The organism is Afipia sp. 1NLS2 (genome assembly GCF_000178995.1).
Lineage (GTDB): Bacteria > Pseudomonadota > Alphaproteobacteria > Rhizobiales > Xanthobacteraceae > Afipia.
Genome location: NZ_ADVZ01000001.1, coordinates 215,068 through 237,285 on the forward strand (window position 1 = coordinate 215,068; position 22,218 = coordinate 237,285).

Consider the following 22,218-nt stretch of genomic DNA (forward strand, 5'->3'; position numbering starts at 1 on the left):
TTCAGCCCAAACAATTCTAGAACGTCGTGGCCGGTGTGGAAGAGCGGCGCGGCCGCGGAGCACCCGGCACGGGCTTGATATCGATTGGCGGCGGCAGCGGAGAAAGTTGCGCGCCCGGCGATGACGGATGCGCGCGGGGCACATGTGGCATCGCCTGGCGCTTACGCGGATCGACGCCCGGAATCTTCACCTCGGCGGGCGGCAGCGCCTGCTCGGGTTGCGCAAGGGAATTGGCCGGAGGATTGGCCACCGGTGCAGGCCTCGGTGGCGGCAATGCGCCCAGCTTCTCCAATGCATCGAGGCGCTGCGTCTCCCGCTCGATGGCGCGCAGCGACAGCCAGGATGACAGCGCCGCGACATCGACATCGCGCTCGAAGCGGTCTGCGCTGCCACGCAGGAAAATCTGGATGTCCGGTGCATCCTTCATCGCGCTGGACATCGCCTTCAGCCCTATCCGCAGATCGCCCTGGTCTTCCGGAATATCGTAGCTGCCCGAGATCGTGGCACGCGCCGCATCGGACTGGAAAACCGTCGGATCGGCATGCATGCGCGCGTCCTTGATGGCGAACGGCACATCGACAGAGGCGACCGCAAGCGGCGCGCGGTCGAGTGCGGTTGCGACGACCGATTCCATCTTGTTCTTCGCGGCCGGATCGTCCGATGCCTTTTCCGCAGCGTCGAATGCAGCGGCATCGAGCGCGGGAAGCTGCACACCGGTCAACGTCAACACACCGTTGCCCGAAAGCGCATTGCGCAAGGCCGCCGCGCTGCGCCCTCGCGTCGCCAGCGTCATCCGCACCGACGCCTTGCCGGGCGGCAATTGCAGCCCGCGATATTTCAGCGCGGAAGCATCAGCCTGCTCCAGCTTCAGGCTGGCATCGATGGCGCTCTCCGACGGGCTGCGCTTGATCACAGCAGAAAGCGTCGCCGCGCCGCCGCCGATCGTTCCTTTCACATTGTCAAAAGAGATCGACGTCCCATCTCCCTGCGCCGTACCACTGATCGTCGCAGCTTCCATGCCGCCGGGCAGAATCGCTTTGTCGGCTTTCACGGCCATCGCCCCTCGCCAGCCGACCAGGCCTTGCGCAAGCGGGTCCGTCATCGCGCGGTCGTCGGCACCGAGCATCAGGGCCATCAGCCCTTGCACATCGAGCGCATCCGTCTCGATGTTGCCAGTGAGAGTTTGCTCCCCCTGACGCGACAGGGACAGGTTGCCCTTCACCGGCGCCGCGCCAAGCTTGCCGGAGAAATTCTCCAGCGAGACTGCATCGTCGCTGACGGCAAGACGAGCGGACAAATGACTGACCACCTGCTGCGGCTTCAGCCACGGCGCAAGCGCCGCATGGCGAACATTGAGATCAAATATCCGCTTCTTCGGCTGATCCGTGACGGACGACAGGCTTGCTTGTAGCGGCGCAATCTCGTGGCCGAGAATTCTTGCCTTGGCGAGATCGAGATCGACATGCGTCTCGAAGCCGCCCTTCTCCCGCCACGTGATGATCCGGCGCGTCACATCTGCGAGACCATCGAAATCCACCTGCGGCGATCGCAGCGTGGCGTCGATCTTCTTCCCCGTCCGTGCAACACGTCCATAAAACCGGTTGTCGCCAAGATCGAGTTGCATCGCGTCGAGCCGAAGACGCTCCTTGCCGAGCGCCATGGTCGCCGCAAGATGAAGCGGTATCCGCGCGCCACGCGCCGTATCGGACTTCCCGAACGCCCAGTCGGCGAAACCCTGCGCATCGCTGGTTTTGACATCGAGCGGGCCGGAAAAATCCTCGCCTCCCTTGCCGCGCTCGACACGACCGTTGAACGCAAGATGCGCATCACCGGGACCGCTGAAGGCGAGCCTGGTGATGACCCACGCATCCTTCGTCCCTTCAAGATCGGCCGACAACGCACTGAGCGTCTGCCCGGCGAGCGTGAGGCGATCCGCGACCGCTTCGATCCGCGACGGCCATGGCAAGGCCGGCAGCGCTGTCAGTGCGCTCGCCAAGGAATCCGCAGGCGTCCTGCCCTGCGCGGCCTTGGTCTCGCCGAACGCGCGGTCGAGATCGAGTTGGGTGGCCGAGAGCTTCATTTCCAGCTTCGCCGGGCGGAACGACAGCGCGCCATGTCCCGACAGCTTCACCCCGGTCGCCTCCGCGCCGTAGAGAATCTCGCCTTGCGTGAATGCCGCACCGGACGGATCGAGCGCGGTGTGAGCGCTGATCCGCCATGGCGTCTCCCCGGCTGCCGCGAGCGTCATCGCACCATCGAAATGCGGAATACGCTTATCGAAGGTCAGCGCACCATCCAGCGACGACGACATCGCACCGGCCTGCGCGGAATCAAGATCGAGCCGCAGGCGCGTCGCCTCACCTTCGCCAGCCTTCGACAACGCAAGCCGGAACGGCTGCCGTACACCGTGCAGCAGGACATGTCCTTCCCCGCGCAGATTGCCGCCAAGCGAGCGGACGTCGCCGCTGAAATCGAGGCCTTCGAGATCGACATCGGAGCCGCTCGCCTCGTCATGCAATGCGACACGGCCGGACAGATCGAACTTGTCGATCGCGAGTGCGCCGAAATTGAACTCGCCCTTCGATGGCGCGATGATGCGCCCCTGCCTATCAAGACCGATATCGAGCGCGAGGCCATCCAGCGACAGTTGCGTCGCCCGCCATTCGCCGCGCAGCAACGAACCGAGGCTGAACTCGACATCGAGCTTGTCGGCGCGCAGTTTCGTCGGGTCCTTCGGCGCGCCGACCGAGAGCTTGTGCAGCCGCAGGATCGGCGCAGGCAGCAGCCGCGCATCCAGCGCGCCCTCGACGCGCACCGGCGCGCCGACCACGCGGGTGGCTTCCGCCTCGAATTGCGGCTTGTACTTATTCCAGTTGACGAACAGCGGCGCCGCCAGCGCCGCAATCAGCGCCATGATGGCGGCGATCGCCAATCCGAGCAGCGTCGTCTGCAACGTGGACCCCGCGGAAAAGCGGCGCGGTCAATCCCGCCGCGCCTCAACCGCCACCATCATAAAGAAAATTATGGCGGACTCACAACGCCGCAAAAAGGCTCACGCTGGGAGAATGATCTTGCCGGGATTGAAGATGTTCTGCGGATCGAGCGCGGTCTTCACCGCACGCATTGCTTCGATGGCCTCAGGCCCCAGTTCGGGAACAAGGTATGCCTGCTTGCCCTGCCCGATGCCGTGTTCGCCAGTGCAGGTGCCGCCCATGCGGTGTGCCCGCTCGGCCAACTGATGCACGAATTCGTGCCCACGCTGCACTTCGTCGGGATCGTTGACGTCGCACAGCATCAGGCAATGGAAATTACCGTCGCCGACATGGCCGACGATTGGCGCGATCAGCTTGAATCGCTCGATGTCCTGTTCGGTTTCGCTCACGCAATCGGCCAAACGCGAGATCGGCACGCAGACATCGGTGGACATCGGCCGCGAGCCGGGACGGATCGCCGCCGCGGCCCAATAGGCGTCATGACGCGCCTGCCACAATTTGGTGCGGTCCTCCGCGCGCGTCGTCCATTCAAACGCGCTGCCGCCGCAATCCTTCGCGATCTCGGCGAACGCGGCCGACTGTTCGGCCACCTCCGCCTCGCTGCCGTGAAATTCCAGCAGCAACAGCGGGGTCAGCGGCAAATTCAGTTTCGAGTAGGCGTTGCAGGCGGCGACCTGTGCGGCGTTGAGGAGTTCGATCCGCGCCAGCGGAATGCCGGTCTGGATCGCGAGGATGGTGGCGTCGCACGCGCCCTTGACGCTGCCGAACGAACAGGAGGCGGCGGCGATGCTCTGCGGAATGCCGCGCAACCGCATGGTCATTTCGCAAATAATGCCCAGCGTACCTTCCGCGCCGATAAATAAGTGAGTGAGGTCGTATCCGGCCGAGGATTTCTTCGCCCGCGTGCCAGTGGTGATGATCTCGCCGTCGCCGCGTACCACCTTCAGCGCCAGCACGTTGTCGCGCATGGTGCCGTAACGCACCGCATTGGTGCCGGAGGCACGCGTCGAGGCCATGCCGCCAAGGGTCGCATCCGCGCCGGGATCGATCGGGAAGAACAGTCCCTGATCGCGCAGATTCTCGTTGAGCGTCTTGCGGGTGATACCGGGCTCGATCACGCAGTCGAGGTCTTCGGCGTGCACCGCCAGCACGCGGTTCATCTCGCGCAGGTCGAGGCAGATGCCGCCCAATGGCGCGTTCACCTGCCCTTCCAGCGAGGTGCCCGCACCGAATGGAATGATCGGCACATGATAGCGCGCGCAAATCCGCACCAGATCCTGAATATCGGCCACGCTGCGCGCGAGCACCACCGCGTCAGGCAGTTGCGGCGCGATCCATGTGGTGGTGTGGGTGTGCTGTTCGCGCTGGGCCTGCGAGGTGAAGAAGTCGCGCTTGAAGCGCGTGGCGAGAGCTTCAAACGCGTTGCTCAGGGTCTGCGGCGAAAGCCGCGGTGCCGTCGTGGTATTCAAGGCATGCGTCCTGCAAGAGAGTGCGCAACCGTCGCAAACGAAAACCGGCCGGTCAAGCTGACCGGCCGGTTCACCACTCTACTCTCTCGGATTATGCCTTGATGCTTACGCTACACCGTCGGTCGTCCGCCACGCATCAAGCCTATCAGGGCCGAAACCGCAAACAGCACGATCGCGACAAAGAACACGATCTTGGCGATTTCGATCGAAGCGCCGGCAATGCCGCCGAAACCGAGAAGGCCGGCCACCAGCGCGATGATGAGAAACGTCACAACCCAACTCAACATGGCAATCTCCTGTATCTATCTCCGGTCAGGAGTCATCGCTCCTTTGCAGAACCAATCCGGGAGGGATTTGAAAGTTCCGGGCGGCTACCGCCTCGAAAACAGCTAAAAAATGAGATTTTTTGGGGAACAAAACCATTTCGGCACGGCATCCCGCGGCCTTCTGTACGCGGCCGCGCAGAACGCCTATATCTGAACATATCCCTGATAAAGAAGGCTCCCTTTCGCGCTCCCGCGGTGCCATCGTGGGTTTAATCGATTCGCATGACCGAACCTGTCCGCCGACCTTTTGCCGATACTCCCGCCCACCAGCCCGCCGCTGGCGGCATCGCTGCGCGTGCCCGCGCGGCGGCGGCTCCGCAATATCTGAGCGCGCTCAATCCGGAGCAGCGCGAGGCGGTCGAAACGCTCGACGGCCCCGTGCTGGTGCTGGCGGGCGCAGGCACCGGCAAGACCCGTGTGCTCACCTCGCGCATCGCCCACATCCTCAGCCAGGGCCGCGCCCGACCGTTCGAAATCCTGTCGGTGACGTTCACCAACAAGGCCGCGCGCGAGATGAAGCACCGGCTCGGCGAGATGCTCGGCCAGACGGTCGAAGGCATGCCGTGGCTCGGCACCTTCCATGCCATCGCCGGGCGCATCCTGCGCGTGCATGCCGAACTCGCGCAGTTGAAGTCGAACTTCACCGTGCTCGATGTCGACGATCAGATCCGCCTGTTGAAACAATTGCTGCAGGCTGAAGGCATTGACGACAAGCGCTGGCCTGCGCGGATGCTGGCCGGCCTGATCGACGGCTGGAAGAACCGCGGCCTCACACCGTCGCAGGTCCCGTCCGGCGAAGCCTCGATTTTCGGCAACGGCAAGGGCGGCAAGCTCTACACTGCCTATCAGGAGCGGCTGAAGATTCTCAATGCCGCCGATTTCGGCGATCTGCTGCTGGAAAACATCCGCATCTTCCGCGAGCACCCGGATGTGCTGCGGCAGTACCAGCACCGCTTCAAATACATTTTGGTGGACGAGTACCAAGACACCAACGTCGCGCAGTACCTCTGGCTGCGGCTGTTGGCGCAGGCGCCGTCGCAGTCCCCCGTCATTCCGGGGCGCACCGAAGGTGCGAGCCCAGAATCTGCAGGACAACAACTTCTGGATTCCGGGTCTGCGCCTGCGGCGCATCCCGGAATGACCAAACCCAAAAACATCTGCTGCGTTGGCGACGACGATCAGTCGATCTATGGCTGGCGCGGCGCGGAAGTGGATAACATCCTGCGCTTCGAGCACGACTTCCCCGGCGCGAAGGTCGTGAGGCTGGAGCGCAACTACCGCTCCACCGGCCATATCCTCGCCGCCGCCTCGCATCTCATCGCGCATAATGAAGGCCGCCTCGGCAAGACGCTGCGCACCGAGGATGTCGACGGCGAGAAAGTCACGGTCACTGGATCATGGGATTCGGAAGAGGAAGCCCGCTCGATCGGCGAAGAGATCGAGCAATTCCAGCGTACCGGGCAGAAGCTCAACGAGATCGCCATTCTGGTGCGCGCCTCGTTCCAGATGCGCGAGTTTGAAGACCGCTTCGTCACGCTCGGCCTGCCCTATCGCGTGATCGGCGGCCCGCGTTTCTATGAGCGCGCCGAAATCCGCGACGCGCTCGCGTACCTGCGCGTTATCAATTCACCAGCCGATGATTTGGCTTTTGAGCGCATCGTTAACACGCCGAAGCGTGGGCTTGGCGACGCCACCGTCCAACTGTTGCACGACATCGCCCGCAAGCGCCGCATTCCGCTGACCGAAGCCGCGCGGCAGGTGATCGAGACCGACGAACTGAAACCGAAAGCACGTGGCAGCCTGCGCGACCTCATCGCGAGCTTCGACCGCTGGACCACGCAACGCGACATCATCTCTCATACAGAGCTTGCCGAAACCGTGCTCGACGAGAGCGGCTATACCGAGATGTGGCAGAAGGACCGCTCGGCGGACGCCGCGGGTCGGCTCGAAAACCTGAAAGAGCTCGTGCGCTCGATGGAAGAATTCGAGAACCTGCACGGCTTCCTCGAACACATCTCGCTGGTGATGGACCGCGAAGGCGGCGCCGACGAGGATGCTGTGTCTGTCATGACGCTGCATTCTGCCAAGGGCCTCGAATTTGACAACGTGTTCCTGCCGGGCTGGGAGGAAGGCCTGTTTCCGCACCAGCGTGCGCTCGACGAACAGGGCCGCGCGGGGTTGGAAGAAGAACGCCGCCTCGCCCATGTCGGCATCACCCGCGCGCGCAGGCGGGCGAAGATCTATTTCGCCACCAACCGCCGCATCCATGGCTCGTGGACGACCACCATCCCCTCGCGCTTCCTCGACGAACTGCCGGCGGATCACGTCGAGATCGCCGAATCCAAGGGTGGTTCCGGATGGGGCGGCGCCGGCGGCTTCGGCTCCTCGCGCTTCGACAGCGTGGAATCGTTCGGCTCAGGCTATGCGACGCCAGGCTGGCAGCGCGCCCAATCGAACCGCGGGCGTGGCGGCGGTTTCAACGAAACCGGCGCGCGATACAATGCGGGCGGGCGCGGGCGCAAGCAGCTCACCATCGAGGGCGAGCTGGTTGCGAAATCGACCGGCAGCGAATCCGAATTCGGTACCGGCGAGCGCGTCTTTCATGAGAAATTCGGCTACGGCCGCGTCGCCCGCGTGGACGGCAACAAGCTCACCATCGCCTTCGACAAGGCCGGCGAGAAGAAGGTAATCGACAGCTTCGTGACACGGGCCTGAGGCGTTCCAAAACCCGTCGCCCGCCCCTTGTTTCGGTCAATCCGAGCCTCTATCTCTCCGCGACCCGCATTCCGCGAGCCCCCGCATCTGCATGCCAGCCATCATTACCGTCTCCAACCTGACCAAGACCTATGCGTCAGGCTTCACCGCGCTGAAGAACATCAACCTCGAGATTCGCCAGGGCGAGATTTTCGCGCTGCTCGGACCGAACGGCGCGGGCAAGACCACGCTCATCAGCACGATCTGCGGTCTTGCGATGGCGAGCGAAGGCACCGTCACCATCGGCGGCCACGATAACGTCACCGACTACCGCGCCGCGCGCGAAATGATCGGCCTCGTGCCGCAGGAATTGCATACCGACGCTTGGGAAACTCCGACAGCGACCGCCGCCTTCAGCCGTGGCCTGTTCGGCAAGCCGAAGAATTCCGCGCTGATCGAGAAAATCCTGAAAGACTTGTCGCTGTGGGACAAGCGCAAGAGCCAGATCATCACGCTCTCCGGCGGCATGAAGCGCCGCGTGATGATCGCCAAAGCGCTCGCGCACGAGCCGCAGATTCTGTTTCTCGACGAGCCGACCGCGGGCGTCGATGTCGAGCTGCGCAAATCGATGTGGCAGGTGGTGCGCGAATTACGCGATTCCGGCGTCACCATCATCCTCACCACGCATTACATCGAGGAAGCCGAGGAGATGGCCGACCGCGTCGGCGTCATCAACAAGGGCGAGATCGTGCTGGTCGAGGACAAGGCCACGCTGATGCAAAAGCTCGGCCGCAAGCAACTGACGCTGCATTTCAACGAACCGGTCGCCGCCCTGCCCGCCTCGCTTGGCGAGTACAAGCTTGAACTGTCGGACGACGGCAAGGAACTGACCTATACCTACGACACCAAGGGCGAGCGCACCGGCATCACAACGTTGCTGAACGATTTGCGCGCCGCCGGCCTCAACTTCAATGATCTCAACACGACGCAATCTTCGCTTGAGGAGATTTTCGTCAATCTGGTGCACAGCGCATGAACCTCTATGCTGTCCGCGCGATCTACAAATTCGAGATGGCGCGCACCTTCCGCACGCTGCTGCAAAGCGTCGTCTCGCCGGTGATCTCGACGTCGCTGTATTTCGTCGTGTTTGGCTCGGCGATCGGCTCGCGGATTCCGGAAATCCACGGCGTCAGCTACGGCGCGTTCATCGTGCCGGGCCTCATCATGCTGTCGGTGCTGACGCAGAGCATCGCCAATGCTTCGTTCGGCATCTATTTCCCGAAATTCACCGGCACGGTGTACGAGCTTCTATCGGCGCCGGTGTCGGCGTTCGAGGCGGTGCTTGGATATGTCGGGGCGGCGGCGACCAAATCCATCGCGCTCGGCCTCATCATTCTGGCGACCGCAGCGCTGTTCGTGCCGATCAAGATCGCGCATCCGGTGTGGATGCTGGCTTTCCTCGTGCTCACCGCGCTGACATTCAGCCTGTTCGGCTTCATCATCGGCATCTGGGCGGACGGCTTCGAGAAATTGCAGGCGATCCCGCTGCTGGTGGTGACACCGCTGACATTCCTCGGCGGCAGCTTCTACTCGATCGGCATGCTCCCGCCGGTCTGGCGCTTCATCACCCTATTCAACCCGGTAGTCTATCTCATCAGCGGCTTTCGCTGGAGCTTCACCGAGGTCGCCGATGTCAGCGTCTATCTCAGTGTCGGAATGATCCTGGTCTTCCTGCTTCTCAGCATGAGCGTGATCTGGTGGATCTTCAAAACCGGCTATCGCCTTAAACGCTGACCCGCCCGAAAAGAAAACGGCCCCGCAAGATTGCGGGGCCGTTTTGTATCAGCCGAATTCGCTCAGTAGCGATGATGGTGACGGCGGTAGTGGCGGTGACGGTGATAGTGGCGCGGATGGCCAATCACGCCGTTGACCGCGCCCACCGCGCCGCCGACACCTGCACCAATCGCACCGCCCACGACACCACCGACCGGGCCTGCGGCGCGGTTGCCGCGATAGGCACCTTCTTCCGCACCGCCGATAATGCCCTGTGCATGCCCGGCCAGAGGAGCGGCGAGCAGCACCAGAAGCGCCAGGGCGGAGGCCCATGCAAAGGTTCGATTTGCCGGCTGAACGGCGGAGGCGATTGCTTTCATTTCAGACTCTCATGTTGAAAGTGACAAATCATCGACGCGAGACTAACGCTCTGGCGGACCAAAGGTTTCACGCAAACGTTAGAGCGGTTAATGGATCATTTCGCCTGAACGGGATGTTCTAAACGTCAGCCCCGCTGGAAAAAGCCATCTTCAGCACATAACTCCCGAAGTCGTATCGGCCACATGGCGGGCCGCTGGAGATCGGTAACATGCGTAAATTGGTCATTCCCGTTGCGGCGCTGATCATGGCGGCCAGCGCGTCGATGGCTCGTGCCGCGGTCGATATCGAGGTCAACAAGGACATCCAGCAGATGACTGTCTCGGTCGATGGACAGGTGCTCTATCGCTGGCCGGTGTCGAGCGGCAATCCCACGCATGAGACGCCGAACGGTAAATTCCAGACCTTCCGCATGGAAGAAAACCATTTCTCGAAGGAGTTCGACGATGCGCCGATGCCGCATTCGATCTTCTTCACCAAGCAGGGCCACGCCATCCATGGCACCGATTCCGTCAGGAGCCTTGGTGTGCCGGTCTCGCACGGCTGCGTGAGGCTGTCGCGCGCCAACGCAACGACGCTGTGGAATCTGGTCAAGCGGGAAGGCCTGCTGAAGACGACGGTGCACCTCACAGGTTCGTCGCGCGTGGCGCTCGCGCGCAATCCGCGCAACGTCGCCACCCGTGGCGGCACGCTCGATGCCGACGCCAGCGCGGGTCAGCCTTTGGACACGACGCCGCAGCGCGTGCCGTCCGGCGCGATGTATGATCGCCCCGGCGACGATTCCTACCAGCAGCAGGTCCAGCGCCAGCCTTATTACAATTACGGCAACAACAGCCGATATGGCAGCGACGTATCAGCCCCCGATCCGCGCGACCCGACCCGGCGCATCTATATCGATCCGCGCTACAGCCGCGGCTACGACAACAACGATTATGCCCGGAGCGGGGGGCAGCGTTATTACCAGCGCCGCACCTATCAGACCCGGCCGCTGTTCGGTGACGACGACGATTGACGCCTAAGCGCTAAAGCGCGGGGTCAGTTATCCCCGTCGCGCAGGCGGCGATACACCGCACCCAGCACGTTGGAATAATCGTCGGTCCAGACCCATTCTCCGGGCGTCGGCGGTGTGCTCTGCCAATAGCTGTCCGATGCAAGACTACCGACATCTTCCGGCTTGCGCGCGGACACCACCACATTCGTGGTGAAGATGTATTCCGCGTCTCTCCCGCTGTCCTCGTTGTAGACCCAGCTTGTCAGGCCGTTGGCGTCGGCGATGCCGACGACGACGCTCGCCAGCTCGAGATGCCGGTTGGAAACGTGCATCACCACCGCGCCGCCCGGCGCGAGCTTGGCCTTGTAGATCGCCATCGCCTCCTGCGTCGCCAGATGGATCGGGATTGCGTCCGAGGAATAGGCGTCGACAACGATGAGATCGTAGGCGGCATCCGGCTCGCGCGCGAAGGTCAGCCGCGCATCGCCGATCACCGGCTTGATGTCCGGCATGCAGGCGGACAGATAGGTGAAATATTTCGGGTTGCGCGCGGTATCGACCATGGTCTGATCGATCTCGAAGAACTTCCACGTCTCGCCGGGCTTCGCCTGACAGGCAAGCGTGCCCGCGCCAAGGCCGATCACCGCAACCCGCAACGGCCCGCTCTTGCGGGCGCGAATCGCCGCGATCGCGCGGCCGATTCCGCCATCACTGTGATAATAGCTGATCGGCTCCGGCCGGCCCGTGACCCGCGTGCCATCGTCGTTGAGGAATTTCTCCGCGCCGTGAATCGTCGTGCCGTGCATCAGCACATGATAGTACCCGCCCGGCGTCACCACGATCTTGTGCACGCCGAAGAAGCTGCGCACCGTCTCCACCCGCCCCTCATCCAGCGGATAGACGCGCACCAGCAAGAGGCCCAGCGCCACCAGCGCGGCGAGTTGAAACCGCTCCAGCCGCATCGCAACCGCAAGCACGGCAGCCATCGCCGCGACCGCGCCGATCGCCCATACACGCCAGCTCTCAAGAAACACTTCCGCAGCATCCGCGCGATACGCCAGCGCGACCAGCACCAGCGCGGCCGCCATGGCTGCGAGCCAGAGCAGCATCGCGCCGCGACGCGACGGCTGCCATGGCCGGCACAGCGCCGCGAGCGCAAGCAGGATCGGATATTCCGCGATCCATGAGAACGTGAACGGCGCAACCAACCCCGCGAACAGCCCACCGATCATGCCGCCGAACGACAGCGCCACATAAAAGCCGGTGAGGTAGCGCGCGGGTGGACGGGTCCGCGCCAGTTCACCATGGGACGCCATCGCGATGATGAAGAAACAAAGCTGATGGCCGCCAAGCGTCAGCAAAAGGTTCTGCTCGCCGCCGATCGCCAGCAGCACCACGACGCCCGCGATCGCCAGCGGCTGCAGCTTCAGCATCCAGACATGCGGCAGCAGCGGCCGCGACTGGAACACCAGCACCCATGTCAGCAGATAGAGCGACAGCGGCAATACCCACAACAGCGGCGCGGCGGCGACGTCGGTCGAGATATGGGCGGTGACGGCGATCAACAGGCCGGAAGGAACGGCGGCGAGAAACACCCACCGTCCCCATTGCAGCCATGGCGGCGCAGGCGCGGCCTCGTCCCCATCGTTCAGGGCAAGGACCATTGGCGGCGCGCGCAGCAGCAAAAATCCGCAAACTCCGATCAGCAGGATCAGTAACCCGTAGCCGACAGTCCACAGCAGGTTCTGCGCATGCAACGTCAGCATCGGCTCCAGCAGCACCGGATAGAACAACAACGCAAGGAAGCTGCCGATGTTCGATGAGGCATAGAGAAAGTACGGGTCCGGCCCCTGCGGGTGCCCGGTGCGGACGAACCATGCCTGCAACATCGGATTGTTGGCGGCGAGCGCGAAGAACGGCAGGCCGATCGAAGCCGCGAACAGGCCAAGCAGCCAGAAGGGGTAGCCACTGGCGGGCGGCTCGGCCCAACCGCTCGAGATCGACAGCGGCAGAAACGTGAAGGCCACTGCCAGCACTACAAGATGAACCACAACCGGAGCCGTCCGGCTTTTCAGCGTCATCAGCACATGCGCGTAGGCATAGCCGCCGAGCAGCAGCGACTGGAAGAACACCATCGCCACCGACCACACTGCGGGCGATCCGCCGAGCCGCGGCAACACCATCTTGGTGAACAGGGGCTGCACGGAAAACAGCAACAGCGCGCTCAGGAAGATCGTCGCGGTGTAGGCCGCAAGCACAACACGGTTGCGCGCGGCGGGTGATGCCGCATCGGCCGGTGACGGGGAGGTCATGACAACTCCGCAAGCGGCCGCAAGGCCGGAAACGTCCGGAAACGCCGTTTCCACCAGTGGATCATAGCGAAGATGAACGGACAATAACGGGCCCATAACCATCCCCAGCGCGAGAAATCACTCGCCTGCGGAAGGGACCGCATTTAAGAAGACCAAATGTCACGGTACGACGCGATCATCATCGGCGCCGGCCATAATGGCCTCACCTGCGCGGCCTATCTCGCGATGAACGGCCTCACGGTCAAAATCGTCGAGCGGCGTAAGGTTGTGGGCGGCGCAGCCGTGACGGAGGAGTTTCACCCCGGCTTCCGCAATTCGGTCGCGGCCTACACCGTGAGCCTGCTGCACCCACGCGTGATCGCCGAGTTGAATCTCGCGGGCCATGGCCTGCGCATCGTCGAGCGGCGCGCGCAGAATTTTCTTCCCTCCCCCGATGGCCGCTATCTGCTCACCGGCGAGGGGCGCACCCATCAATCGATCGCAAAACTGAACGAGCACGATGCGCTGCACATCGACGCTTTCAACCGTGAACTTGAGATCGTCGCCGACGTGCTGCGGCAATTCCTGCTGCGCGCGCCCCCCAACATCACGGAAGGATTTTCGCTCAACACGCTGCGCGAATCCTTCAACGCACTGGAGAGCGGCAACATCCTGCGCAGGCTTTCGCTGGAGCATCAGCGGCTGCTGCTCGATTTGTTCACGCTGTCGGCAGGCGAAATGCTGGACGACTGGTTCGAGAGCGACCTCGTCAAGGCGCTGTTCGGCTTCGACGCCATCGTTGGCCACTATGCAAGCCCCTACGCGGCAGGCTCCGCCTATGTGATGCTGCATCACGCCTTCGGCGAGGTGAACGGCCGCAAGGGATTGTGGGGCCACGCCATCGGCGGCATGGGCGCGATCACGCAGGCGATGGCGTCATCCGCCCGCAGTCATGGCGTCGAGATCGAAACCGAAGCCGGTGTCCGCGAAGTTCTGGTCGAGAACGGCCGCGCCATCGGCGTCGCGCTGGAGAACGGCGAAACGCTGCGGGGGCGCTATGTCGTCTCCAACGTCAATCCGACGCTGCTTTACACGCGCCTCGTGCCGCAGGCCGCATTGCCCGCACCGTTTGCCGCGCGCATCAAAAAATATCGCAACGGCTCCGGCACGTTCCGGATGAACGTCGCGCTCGCCGCGCTGCCCTCCTTCACCGCGCTGCCGGGCATGGGTGACCATCTCACCAGCGGCATCATCCTTGCGCCGTCGCTTGCCTACATGGACCGCGCCTACCATGACGCGCGAGAGCATGGCTGGAGCCGCGAGCCGGTGGTGGAAATGCTGATCCCGTCCACGCTGGACGACAGCCTCGCCCCGCCGGACACGCATGTCGCAAGCCTGTTCTGCCAGCACGTCGCGCCGGAATTGCCGGATGGCAAATCCTGGGACGATCACCGCGAGGAGGTCGCCAACCTGATGATCGCAACCGTGGACCGCTATGCGCCCGGCTTCGCACGCAGCGTCATCGCCCGCCAGATCCTCTCCCCGCTCGACCTGGAGCGACAGTTCGGACTGATTGGCGGCGACATCTTCCACGGCAAGCTGACGCTGAACCAGTTATTCTCGGCGCGTCCGCTGCTCGGCCATGCCGATTATCGCGGGCCGCTGAAGGGACTCTACCATTGCGGCTCGGGCGCGCATCCCGGCGGCGGCGTCACCGGCGCGCCGGGCTACAACGCCGCCCAGACCATTCTGCGCGACCATCAGGGGATCTTTGCGTAAGCCGCCCTGTGGGAAAGCTGTGCGGAACCCGTGGATAGGCTGTGAACAGGTTGTGGAGATTTCGGCCTAGACACCACCGCCCGGCGGATTGTCCCTATGCCTGAGCGGGTCGGCAGCCTCGTCGTGACCGCTGCGGCTGCTGAAAAACATCAACGCCATCAATCCGCAGCCGATCACAAGAGAGAAAAACGTGCCGAGGCCGAGCGCGATCCAGCCGTGCTTGCCCATGTCGACGTTGCCGCTGGCGTTCCAGACCTCAACGGCCCATACGCCGGTGCCGATCAGCAGGGCGACCAAAGCGAGAACGACCAGAACCCGGCCCAGAGTCAGATTTTTCATGGCCACTCTCCCTTCGGTTGTCTCAGCATCCCTTTAACATCTATTCCTAATGTATCAAATTTAAACAGATCAACTGATGACGGATATGTGACCTCCGACCGGAGAGGAACTCCCCTGCCGGATGCAGGCTCCTGCCTGCGCGAGACATTTTCGGCTCATAGACCGGCTCGCACTTTATGAGGATATCCTGTAGGCATCGTGCCCACGCTGGACCCCAGACCGCCACAGCCCGGCAGGCTTCTCCATTCCTTGCATTCGAGCTTTCATGGCCCCCTCCGCGACGCCCTCCAGCCCCACCCATCACGCCACCTGCAGCGCCGGGAGCGAGGCCAGCGCCAACCGGATCGTCGATGTGCTGTCCGAAATCTTCGACGGCGGCGAGGTCGTCGTTTCGGCCTTCGAACGGCCGGGCAGCAGCGAGTGGGACGTGTCGCTGTATTTCGAGACGCAGCCCGATCAGGCAGCCATCCGCGCCATGGTCGCCCAGACTGTCGGCGATGAAACCGCCGCCGCGCTCGTGTTCGACACGGTGGAGGCCAAGGACTGGGTGAAAGCGAGCCTTGCCGACCTCGTGCCGGTCCGCGCCGGGCGCTTCGTCGTTCACGGCCAGCATGACCGCGACCGGATTCCGCCGAACAAGCTGCGAATCGAGATCGAGGCCGCGCTCGCGTTCGGAACCGGCCATCACGGCACCACGCGTGGCTGCCTCATGCTGCTCGACCGGGTGCTTTGCCAATCCACGCCCCGCCGCGTGCTCGACCTCGGCACCGGCACCGGCGTGCTGGCGATCGCAGCCGCCAAGGCGCTGCACCGGAGCATTCTCGCCAGCGACATCGACCCGCGCTCGGTTGTGGTCGCGAAGGAGAACGCCGTTCTCAACGGCGTCGGACGGGATGTGGAAGCGATCCACGCGATCGGCTTCGGCTCACCACGCTTTGCGGAAACCGGGCCGTTCGACCTCGTGCTGGCCAACATCCTCGCCAACCCGTTGCGCCAGCTCGCAGCACCGATGGCGCAGCATCTGGCGCCGTCCGCTTTCGTGATTCTGTCCGGCCTGCTGCCGCCCCACGCGCGCGGCGTGATCGCGGCTTACCGGGGCCAAGGCCTGCGGCTGATCCGCCGCTATGAACTCGACGGCTGGGTCAGCCTCTTGATGCAGCGGATTGCTTAAGATTCGCGCGTCCGTTTTGGCGTCACATCGCCCTCGGTATAGCCGATGTTGCGGGCATCACGCTGCAAGCGCGCTTCCGTGAGCCGGTCGAGCAATTCCACGATCAGGCCGCGCCGTTTAGCCACCATGCCAAACAGTGCCCCCTCTTCGCTCGAAACCGGGGGCAGCCTATCCGGCGACGGCTTTTCAAATCCGAAAGACCGCATTTTCACCCTCCTTGCCCGGTTGAATACTTCCATGCCGACACTTCTCCGGTCAGCGAATGAAACGCGCAGATGCCATCAATGGTTCCGGCGCTCGCCTTCCGCTTGAGCCGTGTTAATTTACAAAGCATGGTTCGTGCCAAACTCCGCTTGGAAGGTTGCTGATGTTCGAGGCCCAGTTTCAGAATTTCGACGAACCGGAAGGAGGCACCGCGCTTTCGGCGCGGCTGGCGGCTTTCCGCGAGGAAATCGTGCAGCGAGGTCTGGCCGGGTTCATTGTTCCACGCGGCGACAGTCAGCAGAACGAATACGTTGCGCCCTCCGAGGAGCGCCTCGCCTGGCTGAGCGGCTTCACCGGTTCGGCCGGGCTTGCGATGGTGACGATCCGCGATGCGGCTTTGTTCGTCGACGGCCGCTATACGTTGCAGGCTGCCCAGCAAGTGGACACCACGGCGTGGAGCATCGAGCCGCTGGCCGATCCGCCGCCGGAACAATGGCTGACGCAGCACATCAAGACCGGCGAGCGCTTCGGTTTCGATCCATGGCTGCACACCACGGCGGCAGCCGAACGGCTTGCGGCTGCCTGTGAGAAGGCAGGCGCAGAGCTTGTCGCGGTGGACGACAATCCGGTGGATGCGATCTGGAGCGAGCGTCCTGCCCCGCCTCTCGGTCAGGTGACGGTGCATGCATCCGAATTCGCCGGGGAGAGCGAGGCGGACAAGCTCACCCGCATCCGCGCCGAGATGGCACGGCTCGGTCTCGATGCGCTGGTGCTGTCCGACTCGCACGCGGTGGCGTGGACCTTCAACATTCGTGGCGCGGACGTGGCGCACACGCCGCTACCTCTGTCCTACGCGCTGCTGCCGAAAGACCGCGCGCCCACGATCTTCATCGATTCCCGCAAGCTCTCGAACGAGACGCGCGCGCACCTCGCCAACCACGCGGAGATCGCCGGGCCGGAAGCGCTGCTTTCCGCGCTCACCGCAGCTTCCCGGAACAACGCCGCCATCGGCCTCGACAATGCCACCGCCGCCGACGTGCTGAGCCGCACGATCAAGGATGCAGGCGGCATCGCCCGGCGCATTGCCGATCCCGTCACCCAACTCAAGGCGATCAAGAACGCGACCGAGATTTCCGGCGCGCGCACGGCGCACCGCCGTGACGGTGCGGCACTGGCACGATTCCTCGCCTGGATCGACCATGAAGCACCCGGCGGCGCGCTGACCGAGATCGACGCTGTCGAGGCGCTGGAAACCTTCCGCCGCCACACCGGCGCATTGAAGGATGTATCGTTCCCGACCATCTCGGGTACGGGACCGAACGGCGCCATCGTCCACTACCGCGTCACCCGCAAGAGCAACCGGCGCATCAAGCCGGGCGACCTGCTGCTGATCGATTCCGGCGCGCAATATGAGGACGGCACCACCGACGTCACTCGCACCATCGCCATCGGCGAGCCGACGGCGGAAATGCGCGACCGGTTCACCCGCGTGCTGCGCGGCCATATCGCGGTCGCCAGCGCGATCTTCCCCGACGGCACCCACGGCGTGCAGATCGATGCGCTGGCGCGGCAATTCCTCTGGCAGGCTGGCCTCGATTTCGAGCACGGCACCGGCCACGGCGTCGGCAGCTATCTCTCCGTGCACGAAGGCCCCGCCCGCATTTCGAAGCTCGGCCATGTGCCGCTGCGCCGGGGCATGATCCTCTCCAACGAACCCGGCTATTACAAAGCCGGCGCCTACGGCATCCGCATCGAGAATCTCGAACTGATCATGGAAGCAAAAGTCGATGGCGCGGAAAAGCCGATGGACGCCTTCGAGACGCTGACGCTCGCGCCGATCGACCGGCGGCTGATCGATGTCGCACAATTAAGCGCGCAGGAACGCACCTGGATCGACGATTACCATGCAAGGGTGCGGCGGGAGATCAAGCCGCTGGTCGATGACGAAGCCACCAAGGTCTGGCTCGATGCTGCGACGAAGCCGCTGGCTTAAGCCTCAATGAGCTTCAGCCACTCGTCTTCGGTGAGCACGGCGACGCCCAGCTCGCGCGCCTTGGTGAGCTTGGAGCCCGCCTCTTCGCCCGCGACGACATAATCCGTTTTCTTCGACACCGAGCCGGAGACTTTCGCGCCCAGCCGCTCGGCCTGCGCCTTGGCTTCATCGCGGGTGAACTTCGTCAGCGAGCCGGTGAAGACGACGGTTTTTCCCGCAACGGCGGAATCGGTACGCACCTGCTCGGCGGGCAGCACTTCGATTTCCGCGAGCAGTTCGTCGAGCGCCTTGACGTTGCGCTTCTCCGCAAAGAACTCGACCACCGCGTCGGCCACAATATCCCCGATGCCGCCGATATTGTTCAGATCGGCATAGGCCTCGGAAGTATTGCCTTCCTCCGTCTGCGCCGCGGCGGCTTCCGCCATCGCTGCGCGCAGGTTTTCGATGCTGCCATAATGGCGGGCCAGCAGCTTGGCATTGCCTTCGCCGACATGACGAATGCCGAGCGCGAAGATCAGGCGATTGAGCTCGATCCGGCGGCGCGCATCGATCGCGGCGAACAAATTGTTAACCGAAACATCGCCGTACCCCTCACGGTCCTTGAGCTTCTTAACCGCGCGCGCGTCACGCTTTTGCAGCGTAAAAATGTCGACGGGATGCATGATCAGCCCGTCGTCATAAAATTCCTGAATCTGCTTGTCGCCGAGCCCTTCGATATCGAAGGCAAGCCGCGAGACGAAATGCTTGAGCCTTTCCACCGCCTGCGCCGGACAGATCAGCGCGCCGGTGCAACGGCGCACCGCCTCGTCTTCCTCGCGCACCGCATGACTGCCGCAGATCGGACACTTGTGCGGAAACGAATAAGACTTTGCGTTCTTCCGCCGCTTCTCCGTTACCACGCTGACGACCTGCGGGATCACGTCACCCGCGCGCTGGATCACCACGGTGTCGCCTTCGCGAATATCCTTGCGGGCGATTTCGTCCTCGTTGTGCAGCGTGGCGTTCTGCACCACCACGCCGCCGACCGTGACGGGCGTCAACCGCGCCACAGGTGTCAGCGCGCCGGTCCGGCCGACCTGAATATCGATTTTCTCCAGTACAGTCGTCGCCTGCTCGGCGGCAAACTTGTGCGCGATCGCCCAGCGCGGGCTGCGCGAGATGAATCCGAGCCGGTTCTGCCAGTCGAGGCGATCGACCTTGTAGACCACGCCATCGATGTCATAGGGCAACGAGGCGCGCTCGGTCTCGATCTCGCGATAATATGTCAGCAACGCCTCGACATCGCGGCACAGCGTCATGCGCGGGTTGACGACGAAACCGGCCTTGTGAAGCCACTTCACCATCTCGAACTGCGTCGGCGCAGGCATCTCGCTCATCTCGCCCCAGGCATAGGCGAAGAACTTCAGCGGCCGTGAGGCGGTCACTTCGACGTTCTTCTGCCGCAGCGATCCGGCGGCGGAATTGCGCGGATTGGCGAAGATGGTGTCGTCCGCCTCCGCCTGCTTCTTGTTCAGTGCGAGGAAATCCTCGCGCATCATGTAGACCTCGCCGCGCACCTCGCAGATGGCGGGAACACCTTTACCCCTCAGCGTGTGCGGCACGTCCTTGATGGTGCGGACGTTGGCGGTGACATCCTCGCCCTCGAAGCCGTCGCCACGAGTCGCGGCGCTGACAAGCTCGCCATTCTCATAACGCAGCGACAGCGACAGCCCGTCGATCTTCGGCTCGGCGACGATCACAAGCGGCTCGTCGGCGCCGAGATTGAGAAAGCGCCGCACGCGCGTGGCAAACTCCGCGACATCCTCGTCGCTGAACGCGTTGCCAAGCGAGAGCATCGGCACGGCATGGCGGATTTTTGCGAACGCGCGTGAAGGCTGCGCGCCGACTTTTTGCGACGGCGAATCCTTCGCCACCAGCTCGGGAAAACGCTCCTCGATAGCGGAGAGACGCTGACGCAGTTTGTCGTAGTCCGCGTCGGAAACCGTCGGCGCGTCTTTCTGATAATAGCGCTCGTCGTGCATCGAGATTTCGAGCGCAAGACGCGTCAGCTCGACCTTGGCCTGTGCCTTGGTGAGGTTTTCGACCGGCGTCACCGCCTTTTTTGCCTTAACAGCCATCAGCAGCCGTCACGCCGTTGCGGCCTTGAGCAGCTGCTCCGCCGCAGCGCGGGCCTCGCGCGTGATCTCCGCGCCCGCCAGCATGCGGGCGATTTCCTCGCGGCGATGTTCCTTCACAAGCGGTGCGACACGGGTCGCGACACGTTTGCCCTTGTCGAGCGCCTCCTTGGAAATCAGCAGGTGCTGATTCGCGCGCGCGGCCACCTGCGGCGCGTGCGTCACCGCCATCACCTGCACCTTTTCCGCCAGCCGCGCGAGCCGTGCGCCGATCGCATCCGCCACCGCGCCGCCAACACCGGTGTCGATTTCGTCAAACACCAGAGTCGGCGCGGAGCCGCGATCCGACAGCACCACCTTCAATGCCAGCAGGAAGCGCGACAGTTCGCCGCCGGAGGCGACCTTCATCAGCGGCCCCGGCTTGGTGCCCGGATTGGTCTGCACCCAGAACTCCACACGATCGAAGCCCTCCGGCCCCGGCGATTGCGGTTCGCTTTCGATCTGGGTCGAAAACTTGGCGCGTTCGAGCTTGAGCGGAGCCAGCTCTGCGTTGACAGCCTTGTTCAATTTCTCCGCAGCCTTGATGCGCGCCTCCGAGAGTTTCTTCGCAGCCTCGAGATAGGCGGCATCCGCCGCGCTTGCCGCTTTCTCCAGAACTTTCAGCCTGTCCGCGCCCGCGTCGATCAAACCGACATCGGCCTTGAACTTCTCCGCCAGCGCGGCGAGGTCATCCACCGGCGTGGAATATTTGCGTGACGCCGCCCGCAGCGCGAACAGCCGCTCCTCGATCCGCTCCAGTTCGGCGGGGTCGTAGTCGGCGGCCTGGATCGCGACATTGAGATTCTGCTCGGCCTCGGCGAGTGAATTGAGTGCAGCGTCCATCGCCTTCACGGCATCTTCAACCAATTTCGGCGCGCTGGCGACGCGGCGCTCCAGCCGCCGCACGGCCGCAGCCAGCGAGGTGACCGACGATTGCGGCCCGGCGACCGCCGCGAGCGCATCGCGCAGATCCTCGGAAATCTTCTCGCCCTGCATCATCGCGGTGCGCCGCTCGGCTAGGCGGGTTTCCTCGCCCCCCTCCGGCGCAAGCTTCATTAGTTCCTCGGAGGCATGACGCAGATAGTCGGCATCGCGCGCGGCGCGCTCCATCCCGGCGCGATGCTCCTCGAGCGCATCGCGCGCGGTCCGGCGCGCGCCCCAAAGGGATTCGACGACAACGACGCTCTCATCAAGCCCGGCGAAGGCATCAAGCAGGCGGCGATGCGTCGCGACATCGACCAGCGCCCGCTCGTCATGCTGACCGTGGATCTCGACCAGCGTCGCACCAATGGCTTTCAGGGTCTGGATGCTGACGGGCTGATCGTTGAGGAAGCCGCGTGTGCGGCCGTCCGCAAGCTGCACACGGCGCAGGATCATCTCGCCTGATTCCGGATCATCGAAACCGTTCTCACGCAGGATCGCAAAGGCCGGGTGCTTTTTCGGCAGATCGAAGGCCGCCGTCACCTGGCCCTGCTCGACGCCATGGCGCACGAGGCTTGCATCACCACGCCCGCCGAGCGCCAGCGCGAAGGCATCGAGAAGAATGGATTTGCCAGCCCCGGTCTCGCCGGTCAGCACGGCGAGCCCCTTGGCGAAGTCGATATCGAGCCGCTCGATCAGGACGATGTCGCGGATCGAAAGGCGGGCCAGCATTGCGGTGAAAT

16 protein-coding genes are annotated in these 22,218 nt (G+C 63.7%); 7 read left to right on the forward strand and 9 right to left on the reverse strand.

Annotated features, from left to right (window positions below; all coding sequences use genetic code 11):
* Nucleotides 1-16: 16 nt before the first annotated feature.
* The 3 genes from AFIDRAFT_RS01090 to AFIDRAFT_RS19190 all read right to left on the reverse strand — a co-directional run bounded on the left by AFIDRAFT_RS01090 (nucleotide 17) and on the right by AFIDRAFT_RS19190 (nucleotide 4,749).
* Nucleotides 17-2,953 carry an AsmA family protein gene (locus AFIDRAFT_RS01090; protein WP_009337096.1) on the reverse strand — a complete coding sequence of 979 codons (2,937 nt, stop codon included), beginning with the start codon at nucleotides 2,951-2,953 and terminating at the stop codon, nucleotides 17-19.
* A 99-nt stretch (nucleotides 2,954-3,052) separates the two neighbouring features.
* Entirely contained in the window at nucleotides 3,053-4,462 is a 1,410-nt protein-coding gene (locus tag AFIDRAFT_RS01095) for an FAD-binding oxidoreductase (RefSeq protein ID WP_009337097.1), read from the reverse strand.
* Nucleotides 4,463-4,572: 110 nt separating this feature from the next.
* Nucleotides 4,573-4,749, reverse strand: coding sequence for a DUF1328 domain-containing protein (locus AFIDRAFT_RS19190; RefSeq protein ID WP_009337098.1), 177 nt, complete (start codon nucleotides 4,747-4,749; stop codon nucleotides 4,573-4,575).
* A gap of 261 nt (nucleotides 4,750-5,010) precedes the next feature.
* Between AFIDRAFT_RS19190 and AFIDRAFT_RS01105 the strand changes: the two genes are divergently transcribed.
* The 3 genes from AFIDRAFT_RS01105 to AFIDRAFT_RS01115 all read left to right on the forward strand — a co-directional run bounded on the left by AFIDRAFT_RS01105 (nucleotide 5,011) and on the right by AFIDRAFT_RS01115 (nucleotide 9,276).
* On the forward strand, nucleotides 5,011-7,503 hold the full coding sequence (locus AFIDRAFT_RS01105; protein WP_009337099.1) for an ATP-dependent helicase: 2,493 nt from the start codon (nucleotides 5,011-5,013) through the stop codon (nucleotides 7,501-7,503).
* A gap of 91 nt (nucleotides 7,504-7,594) precedes the next feature.
* Nucleotides 7,595-8,518: an ABC transporter ATP-binding protein gene (locus AFIDRAFT_RS01110; RefSeq protein ID WP_009337100.1), complete on the forward strand. Its 924-nt coding sequence runs from the start codon at nucleotides 7,595-7,597 to the stop codon at nucleotides 8,516-8,518.
* Nucleotides 8,515-9,276 carry an ABC transporter permease gene (locus tag AFIDRAFT_RS01115; protein WP_009337101.1) on the forward strand — a complete coding sequence of 254 codons (762 nt, stop codon included), beginning with the start codon at nucleotides 8,515-8,517 and terminating at the stop codon, nucleotides 9,274-9,276. The genes AFIDRAFT_RS01110 and AFIDRAFT_RS01115 overlap by 4 nt, the downstream gene beginning before the upstream one ends.
* A 62-nt stretch (nucleotides 9,277-9,338) precedes the next feature.
* Here AFIDRAFT_RS01115 and AFIDRAFT_RS01120 read toward each other — a convergent pair whose 3' ends face one another.
* Nucleotides 9,339-9,635 carry a hypothetical protein gene (locus AFIDRAFT_RS01120; RefSeq protein ID WP_009337102.1) on the reverse strand — a complete coding sequence of 99 codons (297 nt, stop codon included), beginning with the start codon at nucleotides 9,633-9,635 and terminating at the stop codon, nucleotides 9,339-9,341.
* Between the two features lie 209 nt (nucleotides 9,636-9,844).
* Here AFIDRAFT_RS01120 and AFIDRAFT_RS01125 point away from each other — a divergent pair, with 209 nt between their 5' ends.
* A complete protein-coding gene (locus tag AFIDRAFT_RS01125) occupies nucleotides 9,845-10,645 on the forward strand; it encodes a L,D-transpeptidase (protein ID WP_009337103.1) in 801 nt (266 codons plus the stop codon).
* A gap of 23 nt (nucleotides 10,646-10,668) precedes the next feature.
* On the opposite strand, the gene AFIDRAFT_RS01130 is transcribed toward AFIDRAFT_RS01125, so the two are convergent.
* Complete coding sequence (locus tag AFIDRAFT_RS01130; protein ID WP_009337104.1) at nucleotides 10,669-12,936, reverse strand: fused MFS/spermidine synthase; 2,268 nt, start codon at nucleotides 12,934-12,936, stop codon at nucleotides 10,669-10,671.
* 156 nt (nucleotides 12,937-13,092) lie between these two features.
* Between AFIDRAFT_RS01130 and AFIDRAFT_RS01135 the strand changes: the two genes are divergently transcribed.
* Entirely contained in the window at nucleotides 13,093-14,694 is a 1,602-nt protein-coding gene (locus tag AFIDRAFT_RS01135; protein WP_009337105.1) for a phytoene desaturase family protein, read from the forward strand.
* A gap of 66 nt (nucleotides 14,695-14,760) precedes the next feature.
* Here the strand turns inward: AFIDRAFT_RS01135 and AFIDRAFT_RS01140 are convergent, their stop codons facing one another.
* The gene (locus AFIDRAFT_RS01140; RefSeq protein ID WP_009337106.1) at nucleotides 14,761-15,033 is read right to left on the reverse strand and encodes a hypothetical protein; all 273 of its coding nucleotides are present in this window, start codon (nucleotides 15,031-15,033) and stop codon (nucleotides 14,761-14,763) included.
* 265 nt (nucleotides 15,034-15,298) lie between these two features.
* Here AFIDRAFT_RS01140 and AFIDRAFT_RS01145 point away from each other — a divergent pair, with 265 nt between their 5' ends.
* Nucleotides 15,299-16,204, forward strand: coding sequence for a 50S ribosomal protein L11 methyltransferase (locus AFIDRAFT_RS01145; RefSeq protein ID WP_009337107.1), 906 nt, complete (start codon nucleotides 15,299-15,301; stop codon nucleotides 16,202-16,204).
* On the opposite strand, the gene AFIDRAFT_RS01150 is transcribed toward AFIDRAFT_RS01145, so the two are convergent.
* Complete coding sequence (locus AFIDRAFT_RS01150; RefSeq protein WP_349509548.1) at nucleotides 16,201-16,443, reverse strand: hypothetical protein; 243 nt, start codon at nucleotides 16,441-16,443, stop codon at nucleotides 16,201-16,203. The two genes, AFIDRAFT_RS01145 and AFIDRAFT_RS01150, sit on opposite strands and share 4 nt — an antisense overlap.
* A gap of 128 nt (nucleotides 16,444-16,571) precedes the next feature.
* Here AFIDRAFT_RS01150 and AFIDRAFT_RS01155 point away from each other — a divergent pair, with 128 nt between their 5' ends.
* The gene (locus AFIDRAFT_RS01155) at nucleotides 16,572-18,401 is read left to right on the forward strand and encodes an aminopeptidase P family protein (protein WP_009337109.1); all 1,830 of its coding nucleotides are present in this window, start codon (nucleotides 16,572-16,574) and stop codon (nucleotides 18,399-18,401) included.
* Here AFIDRAFT_RS01155 and ligA read toward each other — a convergent pair.
* Both ligA and recN read right to left on the reverse strand, forming a co-directional pair.
* On the reverse strand, nucleotides 18,398-20,518 hold the full coding sequence (gene ligA, locus AFIDRAFT_RS01160; RefSeq protein WP_009337110.1) for an NAD-dependent DNA ligase LigA: 2,121 nt from the start codon (nucleotides 20,516-20,518) through the stop codon (nucleotides 18,398-18,400). The two genes, AFIDRAFT_RS01155 and ligA, sit on opposite strands and share 4 nt — an antisense overlap.
* Before the next feature lie 9 nt (nucleotides 20,519-20,527).
* Entirely contained in the window at nucleotides 20,528-22,207 is a 1,680-nt protein-coding gene (recN, locus tag AFIDRAFT_RS01165; RefSeq protein WP_009337111.1) for a DNA repair protein RecN, read from the reverse strand.
* Between the last annotated feature and the right edge of the window lie 11 nt (nucleotides 22,208-22,218).